This is a genomic window from Paenibacillus sp. 2TAB23, assembly GCF_052115165.1.
Classification (GTDB): Bacteria; Bacillota; Bacilli; order Paenibacillales; family Paenibacillaceae; genus Pristimantibacillus.
In genome coordinates, this window is record NZ_JBFRGD010000035.1 from 1 (window position 1) to 20,826 (window position 20,826).

Consider the following 20,826-nt stretch of genomic DNA (forward strand, 5'->3'; position numbering starts at 1 on the left):
GCCCTCGTTCAATTATGTTAAGATGGGAGTAGCTCATGTTGGGTTCTCCTGTAATTGATGGTTGTGTGGTAACTTCCATTTTACACGAATCCACTCATGGGCTTCTTTGTTCTTCTAGCTGTCGCACTTCATATTACAATTCGTCATTTGAAAAAAGCTGCCTACTGAAGATGCTTTCGCAACCTTCGTCGACAGCTTTCCATGACATGTCTACTTTACTTTAAAATGAGAGATCGCCTGATCCAGCTCAAGCACAATTTCGTTCAAATGGCTGGCGGATGACGAAATATTATCCATCAAGGCAAGCTGTTCTTCCGTTGCGGCTGCTACACTCTCCGTCTTCTCCAGGTTCGCTGCCGCAGTTGACGCGGTTTGCTCCATCGACGCGCTTACTTGCTCCGAGCTCGCTGACATCTGCTGTGTAATGGCAGAGTTCTCATGGATCTGCTCGCTCATCTGAGTAATAGAAGCAACAATGATATCCAGATTCTGACGAACGTCGCGCACGCGATCGCTTCCCCGTTCTACTTCCTCAACCGTTTGGGCCATAAAAGCGGACGCGCCAGTGATCTCAGTCCTCGTCTCATCCACCAGCTGATGGATACCTTCTGCTGAAGCAAGCGAACCTGCTGCCAGCTTGCGAATTTCACCAGCAACTACTGCAAAGCCCCGACCATGCTCGCCTGCGCGTGCTGCTTCGATAGAAGCATTGAGCGACAATATGTTCGTTTGATTAGCAAAGATTGTGATGTTGTCAGCTATCGCACCTATTTCTTTGGAGCGTTGCTCCAGCGTACCAATGGTTGCGGAAAGCTTATTGATGACCGTAGACACTTCGTCCATTTGCGTAATTAACCGCAATAGCGCATCATGTCCTTGACTGGCTTGCTCAGAGGTCGAGGTTGACTTGTCAGCAATCGAAGCGGTATTCTCGGCAATTCGCTGGATACCGATTGTCATTTCCTCAATAGCACGGGAAGTCTCCTCTGCCCCTCTAGCCTGTACTTCAGAGCCGTTTGCGACTTCATTAATATTATGGGCTACATGCTCGGCAGCGGCAGCCGATTCTTTCGAGGTAGTCGTCAGCTCGTTTGTCGATCTGGTCACTTCAGCTGCATTATCGGCGATCCCTTTGATCAACTGGCTCATCGCCTCAATCATATGGTCGACTGAACGTGAAATACTGCCAAGCTCATCCTTGCTGTACTTTGCATCAGGAATGACTGTTAAGTCACCTTCAGCTACACGCTGGGTTTTGAAAACAACGCTTCTGATCGTTTTCATAATATGTCGAATCGTAAAAAACACAAAAATTCCAAGAACAACTGTCACTGATATAATCGAAATAAACAACGTAAGCTGCGATTCGTCCAGATCCTTTGTAATGTTGGAAAGAGTTAGATCTGTATGGTTAGCTATGCTTTGACCGATTTCGTCAATGCCGGAGCGGCTTTTTAGGAAGCTGCTATCAATTTGACTATTTTGGAATTTGCTTACGCCATCTGCTGCAGCTTTTACAGCGGCCTCCGTCCAGAAATTATAATTCGCACGGAACTCAATCAGTATCTGATCGATGCTGCGCTTCGACTCCCCTTCGGCCAGCGTTTGCATACCTTTTTCGAATAATATGGCCTGCGCTTCAGTTACACGGTCATCCACCTGCTTAATATTCAGCGCGAGCTCCTCGCGTGCCGCATCAGCGTTTGCCTGATCAAGCGTGCCCGATTCTATTTGCAAATAAGCTTGGTAGGCTTGGTACATATCCCGATCCGCATTCAGGATCAGAGAATCAACTTTGCTTGAGGTCTCATATATTTCCTCAGTCATTTGTTCCAATAAGGAACGCTGCTCACCAAGCATAAAAAGACCCGTATACGCATAAAACGCAAGTGGTACAATTGAAAGCATAGCCAATCTAAATCGTAAAGACAATTTCATTCTTCATTCCGCCCCTTCGTTCATTATCTCTATAGTATTTATCGGAGGTAAACGCCTGTGCTTATAGTCATCTATTAAAATATTTAAATTTGTTTGTCGAATGAGCAGCAAAAAAAGACATGTTCTCCTAAACAAGAGAACATGCCTTTTGATAGCTGCAGCCAAGCTGCTATTTACCGAAGGATTGCGGGTCTTGTCTCCAAGCTTGCAGCGTTGCTACATCCCCAGCAGCAACCTTTCCAAGTTGGACAGCGGAATCAATAAGCGCACTGTAATTAGATAGCGTAGCGAGCGGCACTTGCTCCGCTTCGAAAGCTTGTTTCGCACTTTCAAATTCGTAAGTGAAAATGGCAAGTACAGCTAGCACTTCTGCTCCGGCTTCCCTAACAGCTAGAGCTGCTTTAATAGAACTGCCTCCGGTAGAAATCAAATCCTCGATCACGACCACCTTTTGACCTGGCAGTACTTTGCCTTCGATCTGATTCTGCTTGCCATGGCCCTTAGCTTTATCGCGGATGTAGGCCATTGGCAGATTAAGCTTTTGCGCAACCCAAGCAGCATGCGGTATGCCTGCTGTCGATGTGCCTGCAATTACGTCAGCATCGGGATATTGCTCGCGGATAATCGTTGCGAACCCTTCTGCAATGAGATCGCGAATGGCAGGATAAGTCATCGTAAGACGATTATCGCAATAGATTGGAGATTTAATACCCGAGGTCCACGTGAATGGATCATTTGGCTGCAGCGCCACAGCTTCGATTTCAAGAAGGCTTTTGGCAATTTGGTCAGGCAATTCCGATATCGTTAATTTACTCATAGGAAATCAGCTCCTCAATGATTGATTCTAATGCGGATCTTGGATTCGCAGCAGCGGTAATCGGACGTCCGATTACCATATAGTCTGTCCCTTGTCGCAAAGCCTCGCCAGGCGTCATTATTCGTGATTGGTCATTAACAGCTGAGCCAGCCGGGCGTATGCCTGGGGTTACGGTTTTGAAAGCTGACCCGCATGCCGCTTTAATGGCCTCAACCTCCGATGGAGATGCAACTACGCCAGCTAGTCCTGCTTTCTTAGTAAGCTCTGCATACCGAATGACTGCTGCCTCGACTGAACCGCTTATACCGATCTGTTCATTCAGCGTGGCTTGGCTTGTGCTGGTCAGCTGGGTGACTGCGATTACGGCTGGCCTATTCAAGCCGCTGCCCGACAACGCCATATCCACGCCTTCCATCGCCGCTTCCATCATAGCGCTGCCGCCTGCAGCATGGACATTGAACATATCTACGCCGAGCTTTGTAATGCTGTTTGCGCCGCCTTTTACCGTATTCGGAATATCATGCATTTTCACATCAAGAAACACGTAGTAGCCGCGGTCCTTCAAGCTGCTTACAAACGAAGGACCTGCCGTATAAAACAACTGCATGCCTACTTTCAAATAACAAGGAATACCTTGAAGCTCTGTTATGAGCCGTTCAGCAGCTTCAGCATCTGGATAGTCCAGCGCAACCATAATCCGTCCTGCTGCTTGTTCTTTCGTTATCTTCATTTATGTTCTCCCCATTTCTATGCTCATTTGCATAATAAACGGCCATACGTTCGCTTTCAGCTAAGCACCTAAAGGGCTTACGGCCCTTAGATGCTTAGCCAAGCAATAAACGCTGGCCGTACTTTTAAGCTGGTGAGAGCTTATTTCTTTTGAAGCAGCACCGGCATGGAGCGCGATGAGAAATTCAACGTCTCGAGCATGATAAGCAATGCGCGAACCGTATCAAGCGATGTCATGCACACAACGCCATTCTCAACTGCCTCACGGCGAATTCGGAAACCGTCTCGTTCAGGGGCTTTGCCTTTTGTCAATGTGTTGACGACAAACTGCGCTTGACCTTCGCGTACGAGATCCAGGATGTTCGGTGAGCCTTCACTCAATTTATTAACGGTCGTTACGATGAGTCCCGCGTCTTCCAACGTTTTGGCGGTACCGCCTGTAGCGATGATTTTGTAGCCGAGATTAAAGAATCCGCGCAGCAATTCTGTCGCTTCTTCTTTGTCTTTGTCCGCAACAGTAGCAATAATAGCGCCGGAAGTCGGAATCTTCATGCCTGCACCGATAAGACCTTTATATAGAGCTTTCGCATATTGTACGTCGCGCCCCATTACTTCGCCTGTCGACTTCATTTCCGGCGTAAGCGTTGGATCTACACGACGAAGCTTAGCGAAGGAGAATACTGGAACTTTAACGGATACATACTCGTCCTCTGGCCACAAGCCTTCTACATAACCGAGATCAGCAAGCTTCGTACCTAGAATGGCCTTGGTAGCCAAGTTAGCCATCGGAATGTTCGTCACTTTGCTTAAGAACGGAACCGTACGCGATGAACGCGGATTAACTTCGATTACATACACTTTATCTTGATGGATGACGAACTGGATGTTGACAAGTCCGATTACATTCAATGCTTTCGTGATGCTGATCGTGATATCGACAATCTGCTGTTTAATATCTTCCGATAGTGACTGCGGAGGGTACACCGCAATGGAATCGCCGGAGTGAACCCCCGCGCGTTCAACATGCTCCATGATACCCGGAATAATAACCGTTTCACCATCGCAGATTGCGTCTACCTCTGCCTCTTTGCCAAGCATGTAGCGGTCGATCAGTACCGGATGCTCCGGATTGATTTTAACTGCTACTTCCATGTAGCTCAGAAGTTCTTCGTCGGAGTACACAATCTCCATTGCGCGTCCGCCAAGTACATACGATGGACGAACAAGCACAGGGTATCCGAGTGATTGAGCTGTAACGACTGCCTCATCGACCGATATAACCGTTTTGCCGTCTGGCTGTGCAATGTTAAGGCCGCGAAGCAATGCTTCGAATTTCTTCCGGTCCTCAGCTGCGTCAATGCTCTCCAGGCTTGAGCCTAGAATGCGCACGCCAGCTTTGGATAGAGGTGCCGCAAGGTTAATCGCTGTTTGACCGCCGAATTGTACGATTACACCGATTGGGTTTTCTTGTTCGATAACATTCATGACATCCTCGAAGAACAATGGCTCGAAATAAAGTCTGTCTGACGTGCTGAAGTCTGTCGATACCGTTTCCGGGTTGTTGTTAATGATTACAGCTTCATAGCCGGCATTCTGAATCGCCCAAACCGCATGTACGGTCGAGTAGTCGAACTCGATGCCTTGACCGATCCGAATAGGACCTGAGCCGAGTACAAGCACTTTTTGCTTATCCGTAATCGTAACCTCGTTCTCTACCTCATAGGTGGAGTAGTAGTAAGGCGTCGAAGCTTCAAACTCAGCTGCGCAAGTGTCAACCATTTTGTATACTGGCTTAAGGTTCAACTGTACACGCAATGCTCGAATGTCATCTTCATGCGTGTGGCTGCCGTTAGGGAAGCCTTCTTTGCGAATCTCGGCAATGGAGCGGTCAGAAAAGCCTTTGCGCTTCGCTTCATAGAGCGTTTGCTCCGTCAAAGTCGCTTCGCTGCGCATACGATCCTCGAATGCAACAATTTGTTCGATTTTATCAAGGAACCACCAGTCGATATTTGTAATATCTTGGATCTCTTGCAGCTTGTAGCCGCGGCGGAACGCTTCCGCTACGAGGAACATGCGCTCGTCATCGGGCTTTTCCAAGCGCGAGCGAAGTACGGCATCTTCAAGCGATGATGCTTCCTTCAAATGTATGCGGTGCGCGCCGATCTCCAAGGAACGGACTGCTTTATGAATAGATTCCTCGAAGGTACGACCGATAGCCATAACCTCGCCCGTCGCTTTCATTTGCGTACCCAGCTTGCGGTTTGCATTGACGAATTTATCGAAAGGCCAGCGCGGAATTTTAGAAACGATATAGTCAAGCGTAGGCTCGAAGCATGCGTATGTTTGGCCTGTAACCGGATTGACAAGCTCATCAAGTGTATAGCCGATAGCAATTTTCGCTGCCATTTTGGCAATTGGATAGCCCGTTGCTTTGGAAGCAAGCGCTGACGAGCGGCTAACCCGCGGATTCACTTCAATTACATAATATTGATAGCTTTGCGGATCAAGTGCGAACTGTACATTACAACCGCCTTCGATATTCAAAGCGCGAATGATTTTCAAAGATGCCGAACGAAGCATTTGATACTCGCGGTCAGACAACGTTTGGCTAGGCGCTACTACGATGCTATCGCCAGTATGTACGCCAACCGGGTCAAAGTTCTCCATGTTGCAGACAACGATACAGTTGTCGTTCGCATCACGCATAACCTCATACTCAACTTCCTTCATGCCGGCGATTGATTTCTCAATCAAGCATTGGCTGATCGGACTGTAGCGAATACCGGAAGCTACCGTTTCCCGAAGCTCTTCTTCGTTCGCGCAAATACCGCCGCCTGTTCCGCCTAATGTATAAGCAGGACGAACGATGATTGGATATCCAATCGTATTCGCGAAATTCACAGCATCCTCTACCGTTGTAACGATATCACTATCCGGAACAGGCTGTTCAAGCTCACGCATTAGGTCACGGAACAAGTCGCGATCCTCTGCTTTCTCAATCGCAGTAAGCTGAGTTCCGAGCAGCTTCACGTTCTCGCGCTCCAAGACGCCGGCGCGGGCGAGCTCAACTGCCATATTTAGGCCAGTCTGACCACCTAGTGTTGGAAGAAGCCCATCAGGGCGCTCTTGGCGAATAATTTGAGAAACGAAATCTAGCGTAATAGGCTCGATATATACTTTATCAGCCATATTCGTATCGGTCATAATGGTTGCAGGGTTGCTGTTTATGAGTACAACCTCGTAACCTTCTTCCTTCAGCGCTTGGCAAGCCTGAGTACCGGCATAGTCGAATTCCGCCGCTTGTCCGATGACAATTGGACCGGAACCGATCACGAGAATTTTTTTGAGTTCATTATTTTTGGGCATACTGAAGCTCTCCTTTCAACGTCTCCGATAACACAGCTTGACGAGGTTTTTGTGGGTTGTTTTTCTTGTGCGTACGGATCATTTCTAGGAACTCATCAAATAGGTAGCTGGAATCGTAAGGTCCTGGTGCTGCCTCCGGGTGATATTGAACCGAGAAAGCTGGGAATGTATTATGCTTCAGACCTTCGATGGTACGGTCATTGTTATTGATGTGCGTTACGGATAGCGGCGTGTTTTTGACCGAATCCTCAAGCACGGTGTACCCATGATTCTGAGATGTAATGTAGCAACGGTTAGTTGCGAGTTCTTTCACCGGGTGGTTGCCGCCACGGTGGCCGAATTTCAATTTGGTTGTTTCGGCGCCGCATGCTAAGGCAAACAGCTGGTGGCCTAAGCAAATGCCGAAGATCGGGAATTCACCAAGCAGCTCGGAAATCATTTTGACCGCGTAAGGTACATCCTGCGGGTCCCCAGGACCATTGGACAATTGGATACCGTCTGGTGCTAAGCGGCGAATCTCATCTGCCGTTGTGTTGTGCGGAACGACGACGACATCGCAGCCGCGTTTCGTAAGCTCACGCAGAATACCGCTTTTGGCACCGAAATCTACGAGCACGATACGTTCGCCTTGTCCAGGGCTTGAGAAAACATGAGATGTTGATGTGCGTGCAACTTGATCCGTCATTAGCTTGGAAATGTTCAGACGCTCAGCAAGTTCTTCGATACGCTCATTGCCAGTCGTGATAAGGCCTTTCATCGTGCCGTAGTTGCGCAGCTTGCGCGTAAGCATTCTGGTGTCGATATCGCTAATGCCCGGGATACCGTATTCTTTCAGAAGCTGACCAAGCGAATATTGTGCGCGCCAGTTGCTCGGAACCTCTTCGTGGCGGCGAACAACGAACCCGTGAATGAATGGTCGTATGGATTCAAAATCGTCGCGCGTAATGCCGTAGTTCCCGATTAGCGGGTATGTCATCGTCACGATTTGTCCGCAGTAGGACGGATCGGACAGTACCTCTTGATATCCTGTAATTCCAGTATTAAAAACGACCTCGCCCATCATTTGCGCTTCTGCGCCGAATGAAAGACCCGTAAACAACGTTCCGTCTTCCAACAATAATCTTGCTTGCATCCGTATCACTCCTCAGGTGTTGATTTACCCCATATATTGTATTTACTAGGCTAATAAACGTGATTATTCAGACCAGACGATCGCGCCGTCTACGATGGTTGTTACTGGCCAGCCGCTAAGCTTCCAGCCGCCGAAAGGCGTGTTGTTGCTTTTGGAAGCAAATGTGCTTGGGTCCACTGCACGCTCGTTTGCAAGGTCGACGATTGTGATGTCAGCCGGTGCTCCTTGCTCGAGGCGGCCGGTCGGAAGCCGGAAAACGCGAGCCGGATCCGCAGTCATACGCTGCAAGAGGAAGCCAAGCGTCCATTTGCCTGTTTGTACAAACTTGGTGTACAAAAGCGGGAACGCTGTTTCAAAGCCAACGATGCCGAACGGAGCCAGCTGTACGCTGCGTGCTTTCTCTTCGGCGCTATGCGGCGCATGATCGGTTACGACCATGTCAATCGTGCCATCTTCAAGCGCCTCTATAACGGCTTGGACGTCGCGCGGCGTGCGCAGCGGCGGGTTCATTTTCCAATTCGCATCGTCCAGACCAGGGATATCCTCGTCGGAGAGCAGCAGGTGATGAGGACATACCTCAGCAGTTACGCGCACTCCGATTTGCTTGGCAAGGCGAATTAATCTTACCGATTGTTCTGTACTTACATGGCAGACATGGTAGTGTACGCCTGTAGCTTCTGCGAGCAGGACATCTCGACCTACATGAATCGCTTCCGACTCATTCGGAATGCCTTTCAAGCCGTGCTTGCGGGAGAATTCACCTTCCGACGCCCAAGCGCCTTCCACAAGCGTATCATCCTCGCAATGTGCAATGATCGGCATATCCATCGAATGTGCGAGTGCCATCGCGTTTTTCATCATTTGGGCATTTTGCACGCCTACCCCATCGTCTGTAAAGCCAATTGCGCCGGCTTCCTTCAAGGATGCGAAATCCGTCAATTCGCGGCCTAGCTCATTTTTGGTAATGGATGCGTAAGGCAGTACCTTTACAACTCCAACCTGCTCCGCTTTGCTTTTAATGTAGCGAACAGTTTCAGCCGTGTCCGTTACCGGACGCGTATTCGGCATGCAGGCGATCGTCGTAAAACCGCCTTTTGCTGCAGAACGCGTACCTGTCGCGATATCTTCTTTATATTCGAAGCCCGGGTCACGCAGATGGACGTGCATATCGATAAAGCCAGGTGATACTAGCTTGCCCTGCGCATCAATAACTTCTGCACTGCCTGTGTCGGGCGTTTGCGTACCGTCTATTACTGCCTCGATCAAGCCATTTTCAATGCGAATATGCTTGCTCTCTAGGTTGCCGGAAGTTTCGTTCCATACGTTACCGTTAATAATCCATAATGACATAGTTGTTTCACCCTCCGGAATTATCAGTTTGTGTTGCTGTATTTAGCTAAGCGCCCGTTCCACGACAGCCATGCGAATCGGCACTCCATTTTCCATTTGAGGAAAAATTCTTGATTGCGGGTGCTCAACCAGCTCGTCGTCTATTTCGACGTTTCGGTTAATGGGAGCAGGGTGCATAATAATCGCATGCTTGGCAAGCTTGCTTGCCCTATCCACCGTCAAGCCGTAATGCTCGCGGTAGCTTTCGGCCGAGCTTAGCATGCCGCTTTCATGGCGCTCGAGCTGGACGCGAAGCATCATGACAACATCCGATTTCAAAGCTTCATCCATGCTGACGTAGGATACGTCTAGCTCAGATGCTTGCATATTAGGCGGAGAGCAGAAATTTACTTTGACTCCGAATTTCTGCAGCGCCCACAAGTTCGACCGTGCAACGCGGCTGTGCAGCACGTCACCGACAATCGAGACCGTCAAACCCTTGAGTTGTCCAAAATGCTTGCGCATCGTATACATATCGAGCAGCGCTTGAGTGGGATGCTCGTTATTGCCGTCGCCCGCATTAATTAGCGGGACTTTTATTTTGGTTGCCAGCTCGGCCAGCACGCCGATTGGCTTCAAGCGAATGATGCCGACGTCGATTCCCATCGATTCAAGCGTACGAACCGTATCATAGACCGATTCGCCCTTCTGGACGCTGGATACTGCCGCAGAGAAATTCAAAACCTCTGTGCCAAGCCGCTTCTCAGCAACCTCGAAAGAAAAGCGCGTTCGTGTGCTGTTCTCAAAAAACATATTCGCTGCGAACTTGCCTTGCAGCGTATGATGAACTTTCGTTTCATGATTTTCCCAATATGCGGCACGATCAAGAATCGATTCGATTTCTTCTTGGCTAAGCTCTTTTAATCCGAGCAAACTCCGTTGTTTAAGCTGTGTCAAAGTCATCCGGCTTGCCCCCTCTGGTTGATAATGGTTACTTGATCCATGTGATCGATTTCGGAAAGAGCTACTTCGATTTGCTCCTGCTTGGAGGTCGGAACGTTCTTCCCTACGAAATCAGGCCGTATTGGCAGCTCTCTGTGGCCCCGATCAACGAGCACCGCTAATTGAATGCTTTGCGGTCGGCCGCAGTCCATAAGCGCATCCATTGCAGCCCTAATCGTCCTGCCCGTGTACAAGACATCATCGAACAATATGATACGTTTGTCCTGGACGTTGAAGGGTACGCCGTCTGTGTCACCGATTGCTGCTGCGACTTCAACGTCTGCGCCGATCACCGTTTTCCGGTCATCGCGATACTGCGTAATATCAAGCTCGCTTACAAGCACCGGTTTTCCTTCAATTTCCCCAATACGCTCGGCGATTCGGCGAGCCAGGTAGATGCCCCTCGTTCGAATACCCACGATGACACAATTGTCGATACCTTTGTTTTTCTCCACAATTTCGTGAGCAATTCGCGTTAATGCACGTCGAATCGCTGTTTCGTCCATAATCACCAAATGCTCTTCTTCCGTCATTTCCGCTGACTCCTTCCATTCTAGTCCAAATGCCAGGTTGCGACAAAAAGCTCCTTGCAGAAATCGCAAGGAGCTTGTGAGAAGTCATGAAGAGTTAGGGTACGAGCCTTCGCCGCTTCCGTCACAGAAAGCAGCAGCCTAGGCTGTCCAATTCTTCTCTTCAATTGACTTGTTATTCACGCTACCTTGCCAGCCTCTCGGGACTGAGTTAAAGGTACTGCTGTTTATCATAGGAATTATCCCACGTCAGTCGAAAAATGTCAAGTGAAAACGAAGATTTCCGCTTGTACATAGTGTGGATGATTTCCGATGAGCTATGCAGAGATAGCGCTGGATACTAAAGGCTGAGCTTACGGATTCTTTCTACTGCTTTTTCCGTATTCTCGCGGCTGCCGAATGCAGTAAGACGGAAGTAGCCTTGTCCGCTTTGGCCAAAACCTACGCCTGGCGTACCTACAATGTTCGCTTCTGTTAGCAGCTTATCGAAGAATGACCAGGAATCCATGCCATTAGGCGTTTTGAGCCAGATGTAAGGCGCATTGACGCCGCCGAAAACTTCCAAGCCCAGCGAAGCAAGACCATCACGAATGATTGCTGCATTCGTCATGTAGTAGTCAACCAGCGACTTAATTTGTTCTTTGCCTTCTGGCGAGTAGATTGCAGCTGCACCGCGCTGAGTCACGTAGGATACGCCATTGAATTTCGTTGTGTGACGGCGATTCCACAAATCGTTGATCAGCACTTCGTTGCCTGAAGCATCTAAACCTTTAAGCTCGCGCGGAACTACTGTGTAAGCACAGCGAACGCCTGTGAAGCCAGCCGTCTTGGAGAAGCTGCGGAATTCAATGGCAACCTCGCGTGCGCCTTCGATTTCATAAATGCTGTGTGGAACATCTTCCTCTTGGATGAACGCTTCATAGGCAGAATCATAAAGAATGATGCAGTTGTTCGCTTTTGCGTAATCAACCCATACTTTAAGCTCTTCCTTAGTAAGCGTCATACCCGTCGGGTTGTTCGGATAGCATAGGTAAATGATGTCAACCTTACGGTCAGGCAGGCTTGGCTTGAAGTCGTTCTCAGCCGTGCATTCCAAGTAAGCGATATTCTCGTAGCGTTTCGTTTCTTGATTGTATTTGCCTGAGCGGCCAGCCATAACGTTCGTATCCACGTATACCGGATAAACGGGATCTTGAACGGCTACGATGCTGTTTTCGCTGAAAATTTCTTGGATGTTGCCGACATCGCATTTCGAACCATCGCTGACGAAAACCTCGTTCGTAGCAATCTCGATGCCGCGAGCTTTGTAGTCATTTTCGATAATTGCGTTAATAAGGAAGTCGTAGCCTTGTTCAGGACCGTAACCACGGAATGAGCCTGGAGCGGCAAGCTCGTCTACTGCACTGTGCATGGCATTAAGAACGGCATCAGGCAAGCCGCGAGTTACGTCGCCGATTCCTAGGCTGATAATTTCAGCATTCGGGTTGTCCTGGATAAATTTCGTACGTCTTTTGGCAATTTCGGAAAACAAATAGCTGCCTTGCAGCTCCAAGTAATTTTGATTAATGGATGTCATTTCTTGTCACCTATCCTTATTTTTCATTTGCATCTGTACATATCCATTAGAATAACGTACTTCTCCGCTCTAAATAATGAATAAAGTGGTGAAAAGTTTGCACTTTTGCACGTTTCGAATTATCTCGAACGCAGGTTGCTAAGCACAAATTCAAAGTCAGCAGGCAGCGGCATTTCAAATTCCAAACGTTCCCCGCTTCGCGGATGCGTAAAGCCAAGTAGGGTTGCATGCAACGCTTGTCCTTTTAAGGCTACTGTTTTATTCCGGCCATACACCGGATCCCCTGCCAGCGGGTGACCGATATATTTCATGTGTACACGGATTTGATGCGTACGTCCCGTCTCAAGCTGAAGTTCGACTACCGTATAATCGCCAAGACGTTCCAATACATGGAAATGAGTGACGGCATTTCGGCTATTGCGCTCCGTTACCGTAAACAGCTTCCTGTCATTAAGATCGCGCCCAATCGGCGCATCGATTGTTCCTTGATCATGTGGCAAGTTTCCATGAACTAGCGCGATATATTTCCTTGTAACGGTATGATCCTTCAATTGCTCCGCTAGTGAAATATGGGCTAGGTCATTTTTGGCGGCCATAAGCAAGCCCGTTGTGTCTTTATCAATACGATGCACGATTCCCGGCCGAATCATGCCGTTAATGCCGGATAAATCTTTGCAGTGGTACATGAGCGCATTAACAAGCGTCCCTGACGAATGCCCTGGCGCCGGATGTACGACCATGCCGCGCTTCTTATTAATGACAATCAAATCGGAGTCTTCGTAAATAACCTCAAGAGGGATATTCTCTGGTACGATTGCCGCCTCTTCAGGCGCAGGCACATGAAGAACGACATGATTGCCTTCGATCATTTTAAAATTCGCTTTGGCCAGTTTGCCGTCGATATGAACGGCGCCTGCTTTAATCCATTCCTGCACTTGTGTCCGTGATACGGCTTGGTCATCTATGCTGTCTGTTACGAACTTATCTACGCGTTCGCCGGATTGCTCCGCCCCTGCGATCCATTCCATTGGTTCCTCGTTATACAGGTTGCTGCTCATGATTGTTTTGATCCTTGTCCTCTCCATTTTGCGAACGATTCTTCTCATCTTTTGCAGATAATAAAGTGTCAATTAGTATTAATGCTACACCGCAGACGATACCCGAATCCGCCACGTTGAATATCGGAAATGAATAGCTGCCGAAATTAAACTGCAGGAAATCGGTAACTTCACCAAACCGCAGACGGTCAAGAAAATTGCCAATCGCGCCTCCGAGCACGAGCCCTAGTCCGATTAACAGCCAAGGCTTTGCTGTCTTCCTCATTGCCTGAATATACCAAATAAGGCCGCTTACAATCACAATCGTGATGATAATGAAGAAGATGCGCTGCTCTTGCAAAATGCCAAATGCCGCGCCTCGGTTTCGGTGAGATGTTATGAGAAAAAAATTACCGATAACGCTTATTTGCTCCATGATCTCAAGCTTTGTTTCAATTAATCTTTTTGTTACAAAATCAAGGATAAACACTAAAACCGCTATCCAGTAATAATAAAAACGCATCATATCACTCCTATTTTTTGGTAAAGCACGGTTTAACGAAAGACGCTTCGTGTGTGACTAAGCAAAACGTGAGCGTTAATATTTAAAATATAGGAAAGTATAGCCTTAACCTATACATTCTCTATATTTCTCGGAATGAAATGCGCCGCGCCGTCAAAGGACGGCGATTGCCATTTCACCTTGTTACCAACTAATTGTAGCATACCGGACCAAATAAGAGCCAGTACCGCAGCTGGATCTTCCATTGAAGCCCATACTGAAAATCCTTGTTTAAGCTAAAGCTAATACAGCAATCATGTTCCCTGCTAAGGAGGGTGCTCATATGACAAGGACAACAAATGCACATATTAAACTGCTGCAAAGCAGATTGCTGGACGAACAGAGTGAAATCGAACAGCGCCTGGAAAACAATGATCATTACGGTCTTTCTGAATCGCTTCGAGATGATACCGGTGAGCTTACTTCCATTGACAACCATCCCGGCGATACAGCTACAGAGCTGTATGAACGCGAGAAGGATGTAGCGTTGCTTGAACAAGAGGAGCTTCATCTCCAGCGCATTGACGCAGCCCTGCAAGCCATTGCCAGCGGCACCTATGGGATATGCGCAACCTGTAATGAACCCATACCGCTTGAGCGGCTTGATGCTGTGCCAGATACGCTGCATTGCATTGAACATGCGCCAAGGCAGCATCTGTCTCTTCGCAGACCCGTTGAAGAAATCGTGCTTGACCCGCCGTTTGGACGAACCAGTATGGATGAGCAGGATTCTTACAACGGCTTCGACGGCGAAGATGCTTGGCAGATTGTCGAGCAATGGGGCAATGCGGATTCACCCGCCATGTCCGAGAATCGAGATGTAGCCGATTATGGTCATGTAGGCATTGATGCGTATGAGAACGATGGTTATGTCGAGCCGCTCGAGAGCTTTCTCGCGACGGATATAACAGGCCGCCATGTCTCCGTCATTCGAAACCGAGAATATTTGCATTATTTGGATACAGGCGAAGGCGATCACGGTCTCGAAACAGATGAAGCCGAGGACAGATGACGATTAATACGTTTTACCTTCCAGCTGAATTTGAACGATGCGTACGATATCCGCGATATAATCGCCAATGATCGGCAGGTTCAGCGCACCTAGAATACGCAGCACATAAAGAATCGTCGCAGCAAAAAAGGTAAAGCCGATCGCGATGCCGACTCCTCTGGCAGTACCAGCGAGCAAGTTTTTCCAAATCATGGTTCTCGGTCTGTTCAACAGATTAACGTATTCGGCTATTTGCGTATGTTCTAAGTCAGCGGCAATTTTCTGCAGCCGTTTGTCTAGGCTGCTTAACGAGATATCCTCGTTGCTACCTTGTTTCGGTTGTTCCGGGTTGATTATTTTCATAAGAGGCATCCCCTTTCACCAACAATAAAACGAGGTCGGGCCTTCCAGCCATTGCATGCAAGTGACTTTATAGTCGCTTGCTGCAGCAGCCGGTAGGCGACGGCCTCGTTTTTTCGCGTGTGATTATCCTCTATACTATATCCTTAACCACGGATGAAAATCCCTATTTCTTTCTCTCCAAGTGAAACTCTTTCCATCTCAGGCAGCGATTCGAAGGCTACCGATTGAACGAGCACATTTTCTTGAAGCACCTGTCCGAATGCATCCAGCGCTTCTTTAAGCACGGCGTCAACATCAAGTACGAGGTCAATTCGTTTCTCAATCGGCAAATCGAGTTTCTTCCGCGTATCCTGTACGGCACGAATCACTTCACGCACCCAGCCTTCTTGCTCCAGCTCAGGTGTAATATCCGTGTTCAGAGCAACGGTTACGCCGCCAGCTGAAGCTGAAGCAAAGCCGGATTTGGCTTGTTTCTCTACGAGAAGCTCCTCGATTGAGATGGAGAGCTGCTCGCCTTCCGCAGTCAAAAATTCAAACGCTCCGCCATTTACAATTCCGCGCGTTTGATCTGCCTGCAAGCTTTTAAGCTGCGCTTGAATTGGACCAACGTTCTTACCGTATTTTTTGCCGGCAATCTTCAAATTCAGCTTCAAGGTGAAATCAACGAAGCCGCTGTCCGAATGCTGTACCGTTATCGCTTTAACGTTAATTTCATCCATTATAATATCCTCATAATCAGTCACGTTGAAATCGCGGTCTAGCGACACGATAAGCTCAGATAGTGGTTGGCGCGTCTTAATTCCCGTTTCGTTACGCACGTTGCGGGCCAGCTCTACAACCTGCTTCGCGCTTTCCATGTCACGCTCAAGCGTCTCGTCAATAGCGGCTTCATCCGCTTTCGGATAGTCGGCCAAATGCACGCTTCCTTCTCCGCCTAGATTTCCGTATACCTCTTCCGCCAACAGTGGCGCATAAGGAGCGATCACAYGGGACAGAGTGATCAGCACGCTGCGAAGCGTTTGGTAAGATGCCAATTTATCAGCCGATAGCCCGCTTCCCCAGAAACGGTCACGTGAGCGCCTAATATACCAGTTGCTCAGCTCATCAACGAATACTTCTATCGATTTGGCTGGATTTAGGAAATCATTCACTTCGAGTCCTTTATTCACGGTGCTGATTAAGCTGTTCAAGCGTGAGATAATCCAACGGTCAAGCTTGTTGTCTGACTTTGTCTCTTCATGCTGCGTGTAATCGAAGCCGTCAATTGACGCATACAACGCATAAAAGGCGTGTGTATTCACGATCGTATCAATGACCTTTGACTTCGCTTCGCCAACAATGCCTCTGGAGAAACGCTTGCTGTTCCATGGCGCGCTGTCAGCTAGCAATGCCCAGCGGAACGCATCAGTTCCATATTCATTAATGATCTCCCAAGGATCGATAACATTGCCTTTCGACTTGGACATCTTTTGACCATTCTCATCCAAAATATGGCCAGTAGAAATGACGGCTTTATATGGCGCCTTGCCATTGTATAGCGTTGACACCGCCAATAAGCTGTAGAACCAGCCACGCGTTTGGTCGATACCTTCACAAATGATGTCTGCCGGATACTGCTCGCCAAATGATTCTTCATTCTCAAACGGATGATGATGCTGAGCGAAAGGCATTGAACCGCTGTCGAACCATACATCGATCACTTCAGGCGTACGGATCATCTCCGCACCTTCCGCGAATGGCGATTTCAATTTAATTCCGTCAACATACGGTTTATGAAGCTCTATGTCCTCCGGCACATCGCCGATTGCCATCGCCCTAAGATCAGCTATGCTGCTCGGCGAATACTCTTTGCCCGTCACTTCGCATACCCATACGTTCAAAGGCGTACCCCAGTAACGGTTACGGCTGATATTCCAATCGACCAAATCCTCTAGGAACTTGCCAAAGCGCCCCTCGCGAATATGACCCGGATACCAATCCACGCTATTGTTGTTCGCGATCAGTTGATCTTTAACCGCAGTCGTCTTGATGAACCAGCTCTCCATCGCGTAATAAATCAACGGAGACTTGCAGCGCCAGCAGAACGGATAGCTATGCTCGTAACGTTCTTTCGAGTAGAGCAGTCCGCGTTCGCTCAAGTTTTTGACAATATCAATATCCAGTTCTGCGTCTTTCACAAAACGTCCGGCAAAATCGGTTACCTCAGCAACGTAACGGCCTGCCAAATCTACTACGCTCAGCATGCTGATGCCATTGTCGCGAGATACACGGTAATCGTCCTCACCGTGTGCCGGAGCAATATGAACGATACCCGTACCGCTAGTGTCACTGACGAAATCGCCTGCGATTACGATATGGCCCTTCTCGATTGCCACGTAATTAAATGGCGGCTCATAGCTAAGACCAACAAGCTCCGCGCCTTTGACCGCTGACAATACTTCGTAACCATCCTTCAGCACACTTTCCGCCAAATTCTGAGCTACGATGTACACCTCGCCGTTTTTGGAAGCACGTACGTAATCAAGCTCAGGGTTTACCGCAAGAGCAACGTTAGCCGGAAGCGTCCATGGCGTTGTCGTCCAAGCAAGAATATATTCGCCAGTTCCGATAAGCTTGAATTTAGCTGTTGCGCTAAGGTCCTTCACGTCCTCGTAGCCCTGCGCGACTTCATGCGAGCTGAGCGTCGTCTGACAATCCGGACAATAAGGGCTAACCCGATGTCCGCGGTACAGCAAGCCTTTTCCATGGATCGTTGATAAAATATGCCATACGCTTTCGATGTACTCGTTTTTCAGCGTAATGTACGGATTATCTAAGTCCGTCCAATAAGCGATTGCCTCTGTCAGCTCACGCCACTGCTTCTCATACTCGAATACGCTGGCTTTGCATTTCTTTACGAATTTCTCCACACCGTATTCTTCGATCTCTTGCTTGCCCGAAATGCCAAGCTGTTTCTCGACGCCAAGCTCAACCGGCAGGCCGTGTGTATCCCAACCCGCTTTACGGATGACACGGTAACCGGCCATCGTTTTGTAACGGCAAATAAAATCTTTAATTACCCGGCCAAGCACATGACCGATATGCGGTGCTCCGTTAGCGGTAGGCGGTCCCTCGTAAAACACAAAGTTAGGCTTGCCTTCCCGGTTTGAGATCGATTTTTTAAAGGTTTCGTTAGTTTTCCATTGCTCCAGCACTCTCATCTCACGAGTACGGGCACGTTCTTTGACATCAACGCGTTGCATCTCTCCAGCCTCCTGTTATAAACAAAAATAAAGCCTCATCCCTATGAGAAGGGACGAGGCTTAGTCGCGTTACCACCCTTGTTCCGCGCATGCAATATCGAACGATAAGCAGGCATATGAAGAAATCAGCAGGCATCTGCTGCCTTCATGCGGCACCTTAGTCACGAACATAATCTGTTCGCGTTCCCTATAACGGGGGACAGCCGTCAACACTTACTGCCGCATTCGCAGGTTCGGCGCTGCTTCTCAAAGAGGATATTCCGCGATAGCTCACACGCCGGGCTTTCAGCTGCTGCCGGCTCTCTGGGGAGTGATGCTAAAACGTACTTGTTCTTATCAACGAAGTTTAGATCATCGATTTATTACTATTAGTTATAGCGTAACAGCCTGTCGATTGTCAAATGGGATTTCGCCCGATTGTGCATTTCACTAGCCTCGAGTAAGCTCATGCTCCGATTGTCTGGATTGCGGCTCCAGTGTATCCCAACCATCTACAGTGAGCAGCTCAAGCTGCGCCTCAACCAGCGTGCGGAAACGTGCGCGGTATACGGAGGCTTGCTTCTTAAGCTCTTCTACCTCTAACGAAACCTTGCGGGACTTCGCCAAGGAATCATTAATAATACGATCCGCGTTTTTCTCTGATTCCTTAATAATCAGCTGCGCTTCCTTCTTCGCGTTGCTTCTTACCTCATCTGCCGCTTCCTGCGCAACAATAATGGTTTTGCTAAGCGTTTCTTCAATGTTCGTGAAATGATTCAATCTCTCTTGCAAACCAAGCACTTGATTTTGCATCTCTTTATTTTCACGAATTAAGGATTCGTAATCTTTGATAACTTGATCAAGAAATTCGTTGACTTCATCCTCATCATAGCCCCGCAGTCTCCGGCCAAACTCTTTGTTATGTATGTCCAATGGCGATAACGGCATTGGCGCACCTCCTCAAGATATTTATGACTCTAGCAACCGAGTAATACAATTTGAATGAGAACAAATTCGACAACTAAAGTTAGAATCCTGCATTGGATTAAATAAATTTACCAATCCTGACTCGAATCCTGCCTTTTTTTGTCACGCCGTCGACCTCTAACACCTTAAATCGACCGAGTCCTTTGAATGACACGACATCTCCAGCCCGCAGCTGCTCAGATGGATCTTCCTCCGACTTCCAGTTCACGCGGCATCTCCCAGCTCGGATCGGATCGACGATCTTGGAACGGCTGATGCGATAGACATCGCTTGCAATGCCGTCCAGTCTCATCGAAGCGACCGATAAGCTCATTTCCTCGAGCTTCGGAACGACAGTCTGCAGACCGGATAAAGGGAGTACGTCGGTTAGAACGCTAATGCGATGAACCTGTCTCAAATGTATGTTTAAATAATCGGCTATTTCATCCATAACGACAATATGGCAGAATTGCTCATGCACATGGATATCGCCGATTCGATCGCGTTTAATGCCGAGTCCGAGTAAGGCACCCAAAAAATCACCGTGATCCAAATCGAGTTGTGCTTGGCCTGGCCCGTTGACCACGAGAACAGAAATACCTATGTGCTCATCGTCCAAATTGCGATAATCAGGTCCAATAATTGCGCGCTTGCGTTCTGCTTGCGCGTATCCGCCGTCCATCCGTATGCTGACATCTGTGTTGCGATTAGCCAGTATAGTAAGGATTTGCGCTTGTCTAGGGTCTAAAAAATCGGTCCGCTTCAGCTCATGCTGCTGTGCGGACCGCTCTATCCATTCCTCCGCCCGATCTACGAAAGGTTTCTCATCGGGATGGAAATGATCGTATATTCCTTGTTTCATGCAAAATCATTCCTTTAAGTAAGGTGAAACGGTTATCGCCATCCTTTGGCGGCGCGACGCGTTTCATTCCGATAAATATAGAAAATGTATAGCCTAAGGATATACTTCCCTATATTTTAAAAAATCCGATTACGGAATCAAAAATTCAATGACCGCAACCAAGCCCATCGCAACGAAACGCAATGCGAAAAGCGCAATAATCGGCGATAGATCAAGCATGCCGCCAATTGGAGGGATGAATCTTCTGAAGATTCCCAGGTAAGGCTCAACCAATTTAGCTAAATAAACACCAATAAAGCTTTCTCTCGCATTCGGCAGCCATGAAAGCAGCACATAACCGATAATCATAAAGCTGTAGATACTTTGAAGAGTACCTATTACATCTCCCACACTATTAAACAACTC

Annotated in this window: 17 protein-coding genes and 1 other annotated feature; of the genes, 1 reads left to right on the forward strand and 16 read right to left on the reverse strand. The window is 48.2% G+C overall.

The features are described 5' to 3' along the window. Positions 1 to 210: 210 nt before the first annotated feature. The 11 genes from AB4Z29_RS30205 to lspA form a co-directional block, all read right to left on the reverse strand. Positions 211 to 1,938, reverse strand: coding sequence for a methyl-accepting chemotaxis protein (locus AB4Z29_RS30205; RefSeq protein ID WP_441946614.1), 1,728 nt, complete (start codon positions 1,936 to 1,938; stop codon positions 211 to 213). Positions 1,939 to 2,107: 169 nt separating this feature from the next. Further along, positions 2,108 to 2,755, reverse strand: a complete 648-nt coding sequence (pyrE, locus tag AB4Z29_RS30210) for an orotate phosphoribosyltransferase (protein WP_441946615.1) — start codon at positions 2,753 to 2,755, stop codon at positions 2,108 to 2,110. Continuing rightward, complete coding sequence (pyrF, locus tag AB4Z29_RS30215; protein ID WP_441946616.1) at positions 2,748 to 3,485, reverse strand: orotidine-5'-phosphate decarboxylase; 738 nt, start codon at positions 3,483 to 3,485, stop codon at positions 2,748 to 2,750. Before pyrF ends, pyrE begins: the two co-directional genes overlap by 8 nt. 140 nt (positions 3,486 to 3,625) lie before the next feature. Continuing rightward, on the reverse strand, positions 3,626 to 6,850 hold the full coding sequence (gene carB / locus AB4Z29_RS30220) for a carbamoyl-phosphate synthase large subunit (RefSeq protein ID WP_441946617.1): 3,225 nt from the start codon (positions 6,848 to 6,850) through the stop codon (positions 3,626 to 3,628). Continuing rightward, entirely contained in the window at positions 6,837 to 7,982 is a 1,146-nt protein-coding gene (locus tag AB4Z29_RS30225; protein WP_441946618.1) for a carbamoyl phosphate synthase small subunit, read from the reverse strand. Before AB4Z29_RS30225 ends, carB begins: the two co-directional genes overlap by 14 nt. A 63-nt stretch (positions 7,983 to 8,045) precedes the next feature. Next, positions 8,046 to 9,332, reverse strand: a complete 1,287-nt coding sequence (locus AB4Z29_RS30230; protein ID WP_441946619.1) for a dihydroorotase — start codon at positions 9,330 to 9,332, stop codon at positions 8,046 to 8,048. 42 nt (positions 9,333 to 9,374) lie between these two features. Continuing rightward, positions 9,375 to 10,274, reverse strand: coding sequence for an aspartate carbamoyltransferase catalytic subunit (locus AB4Z29_RS30235; protein ID WP_441946620.1), 900 nt, complete (start codon positions 10,272 to 10,274; stop codon positions 9,375 to 9,377). Next, positions 10,271 to 10,846 (reverse strand): bifunctional pyr operon transcriptional regulator/uracil phosphoribosyltransferase PyrR, encoded by a 576-nt coding sequence (pyrR, locus tag AB4Z29_RS30240; protein WP_183563571.1) that lies wholly within the window; start codon positions 10,844 to 10,846, stop codon positions 10,271 to 10,273. Before pyrR ends, AB4Z29_RS30235 begins: the two co-directional genes overlap by 4 nt. 337 nt (positions 10,847 to 11,183) lie before the next feature. Then, positions 11,184 to 12,419 (reverse strand): LL-diaminopimelate aminotransferase, encoded by a 1,236-nt coding sequence (locus tag AB4Z29_RS30245; RefSeq protein WP_441946621.1) that lies wholly within the window; start codon positions 12,417 to 12,419, stop codon positions 11,184 to 11,186. A gap of 119 nt (positions 12,420 to 12,538) precedes the next feature. Continuing rightward, positions 12,539 to 13,477 (reverse strand): RluA family pseudouridine synthase, encoded by a 939-nt coding sequence (locus AB4Z29_RS30250; protein WP_441946622.1) that lies wholly within the window; start codon positions 13,475 to 13,477, stop codon positions 12,539 to 12,541. After that, a complete protein-coding gene (lspA, locus tag AB4Z29_RS30255; RefSeq protein ID WP_441946655.1) occupies positions 13,458 to 13,979 on the reverse strand; it encodes a signal peptidase II in 522 nt (173 codons plus the stop codon). The genes AB4Z29_RS30250 and lspA overlap by 20 nt, the downstream gene beginning before the upstream one ends. A 322-nt stretch (positions 13,980 to 14,301) precedes the next feature. Between lspA and AB4Z29_RS30260 the strand changes: the two genes are divergently transcribed. After that, positions 14,302 to 15,030, forward strand: a complete 729-nt coding sequence (locus tag AB4Z29_RS30260; RefSeq protein ID WP_441946623.1) for a TraR/DksA C4-type zinc finger protein — start codon at positions 14,302 to 14,304, stop codon at positions 15,028 to 15,030. Between the two features lie 3 nt (positions 15,031 to 15,033). On the opposite strand, the gene AB4Z29_RS30265 is transcribed toward AB4Z29_RS30260, so the two are convergent. From AB4Z29_RS30265 to AB4Z29_RS30285, 5 genes are all read right to left on the reverse strand, one after another. Then, on the reverse strand, positions 15,034 to 15,372 hold the full coding sequence (locus tag AB4Z29_RS30265) for a DUF5665 domain-containing protein (RefSeq protein ID WP_441946624.1): 339 nt from the start codon (positions 15,370 to 15,372) through the stop codon (positions 15,034 to 15,036). A gap of 143 nt (positions 15,373 to 15,515) precedes the next feature. Beyond that, positions 15,516 to 18,614, reverse strand: coding sequence for an isoleucine--tRNA ligase (gene ileS, locus AB4Z29_RS30270; RefSeq protein WP_441946625.1), 3,099 nt, complete (start codon positions 18,612 to 18,614; stop codon positions 15,516 to 15,518). A gap of 46 nt (positions 18,615 to 18,660) precedes the next feature. After that, positions 18,661 to 18,963: a binding site (T-box leader), on the reverse strand. Between the two features lie 80 nt (positions 18,964 to 19,043). Beyond that, positions 19,044 to 19,541 carry a DivIVA domain-containing protein gene (locus AB4Z29_RS30275; protein ID WP_183563590.1) on the reverse strand — a complete coding sequence of 166 codons (498 nt, stop codon included), beginning with the start codon at positions 19,539 to 19,541 and terminating at the stop codon, positions 19,044 to 19,046. Between the two features lie 97 nt (positions 19,542 to 19,638). After that, positions 19,639 to 20,421 (reverse strand): RNA-binding protein, encoded by a 783-nt coding sequence (locus AB4Z29_RS30280; protein ID WP_441946626.1) that lies wholly within the window; start codon positions 20,419 to 20,421, stop codon positions 19,639 to 19,641. 129 nt (positions 20,422 to 20,550) lie between these two features. Then, complete coding sequence (locus AB4Z29_RS30285; RefSeq protein WP_441946627.1) at positions 20,551 to 20,823, reverse strand: YggT family protein; 273 nt, start codon at positions 20,821 to 20,823, stop codon at positions 20,551 to 20,553. Between the last annotated feature and the right edge of the window lie 3 nt (positions 20,824 to 20,826).

Bases quoted from the DNA above. Each gene is read 5' to 3' on its own strand.
- AB4Z29_RS30265 (WP_441946624.1), bottom strand. From the start codon at position 15,372: ATGAAAATAATCAACCCGGAACAACCGAAACAAGGTAGCAACGAGGAT.
- carB (WP_441946617.1), bottom strand. From the start codon at position 6,850: ATGCCCAAAAATAATGAACTCAAAAAAATTCTCGTGATCGGTTCCGGT.
- AB4Z29_RS30230 (WP_441946619.1), bottom strand. From the start codon at position 9,332: ATGTCATTATGGATTATTAACGGTAACGTATGGAACGAAACTTCCGGC.
- AB4Z29_RS30235 (WP_441946620.1), bottom strand. From the start codon at position 10,274: ATGACTTTGACACAGCTTAAACAACGGAGTTTGCTCGGATTAAAAGAG.
- AB4Z29_RS30275 (WP_183563590.1), bottom strand. From the start codon at position 19,541: ATGCCGTTATCGCCATTGGACATACATAACAAAGAGTTTGGCCGGAGA.
- AB4Z29_RS30250 (WP_441946622.1), bottom strand. From the start codon at position 13,477: ATGAGCAGCAACCTGTATAACGAGGAACCAATGGAATGGATCGCAGGG.
- AB4Z29_RS30280 (WP_441946626.1), bottom strand. From the start codon at position 20,421: ATGAAACAAGGAATATACGATCATTTCCATCCCGATGAGAAACCTTTC.
- AB4Z29_RS30225 (WP_441946618.1), bottom strand. From the start codon at position 7,982: ATGCAAGCAAGATTATTGTTGGAAGACGGAACGTTGTTTACGGGTCTT.
- pyrR (WP_183563571.1), bottom strand. From the start codon at position 10,846: ATGACGGAAGAAGAGCATTTGGTGATTATGGACGAAACAGCGATTCGA.
- pyrF (WP_441946616.1), bottom strand. From the start codon at position 3,485: ATGAAGATAACGAAAGAACAAGCAGCAGGACGGATTATGGTTGCGCTG.
- AB4Z29_RS30245 (WP_441946621.1), bottom strand. From the start codon at position 12,419: ATGACATCCATTAATCAAAATTACTTGGAGCTGCAAGGCAGCTATTTG.
- AB4Z29_RS30260 (WP_441946623.1), top strand. From the start codon at position 14,302: ATGACAAGGACAACAAATGCACATATTAAACTGCTGCAAAGCAGATTG.
- pyrE (WP_441946615.1), bottom strand. From the start codon at position 2,755: ATGAGTAAATTAACGATATCGGAATTGCCTGACCAAATTGCCAAAAGC.
- lspA (WP_441946655.1), bottom strand. From the start codon at position 13,979: ATGCGTTTTTATTATTACTGGATAGCGGTTTTAGTGTTTATCCTTGAT.
- AB4Z29_RS30205 (WP_441946614.1), bottom strand. From the start codon at position 1,938: ATGAAATTGTCTTTACGATTTAGATTGGCTATGCTTTCAATTGTACCA.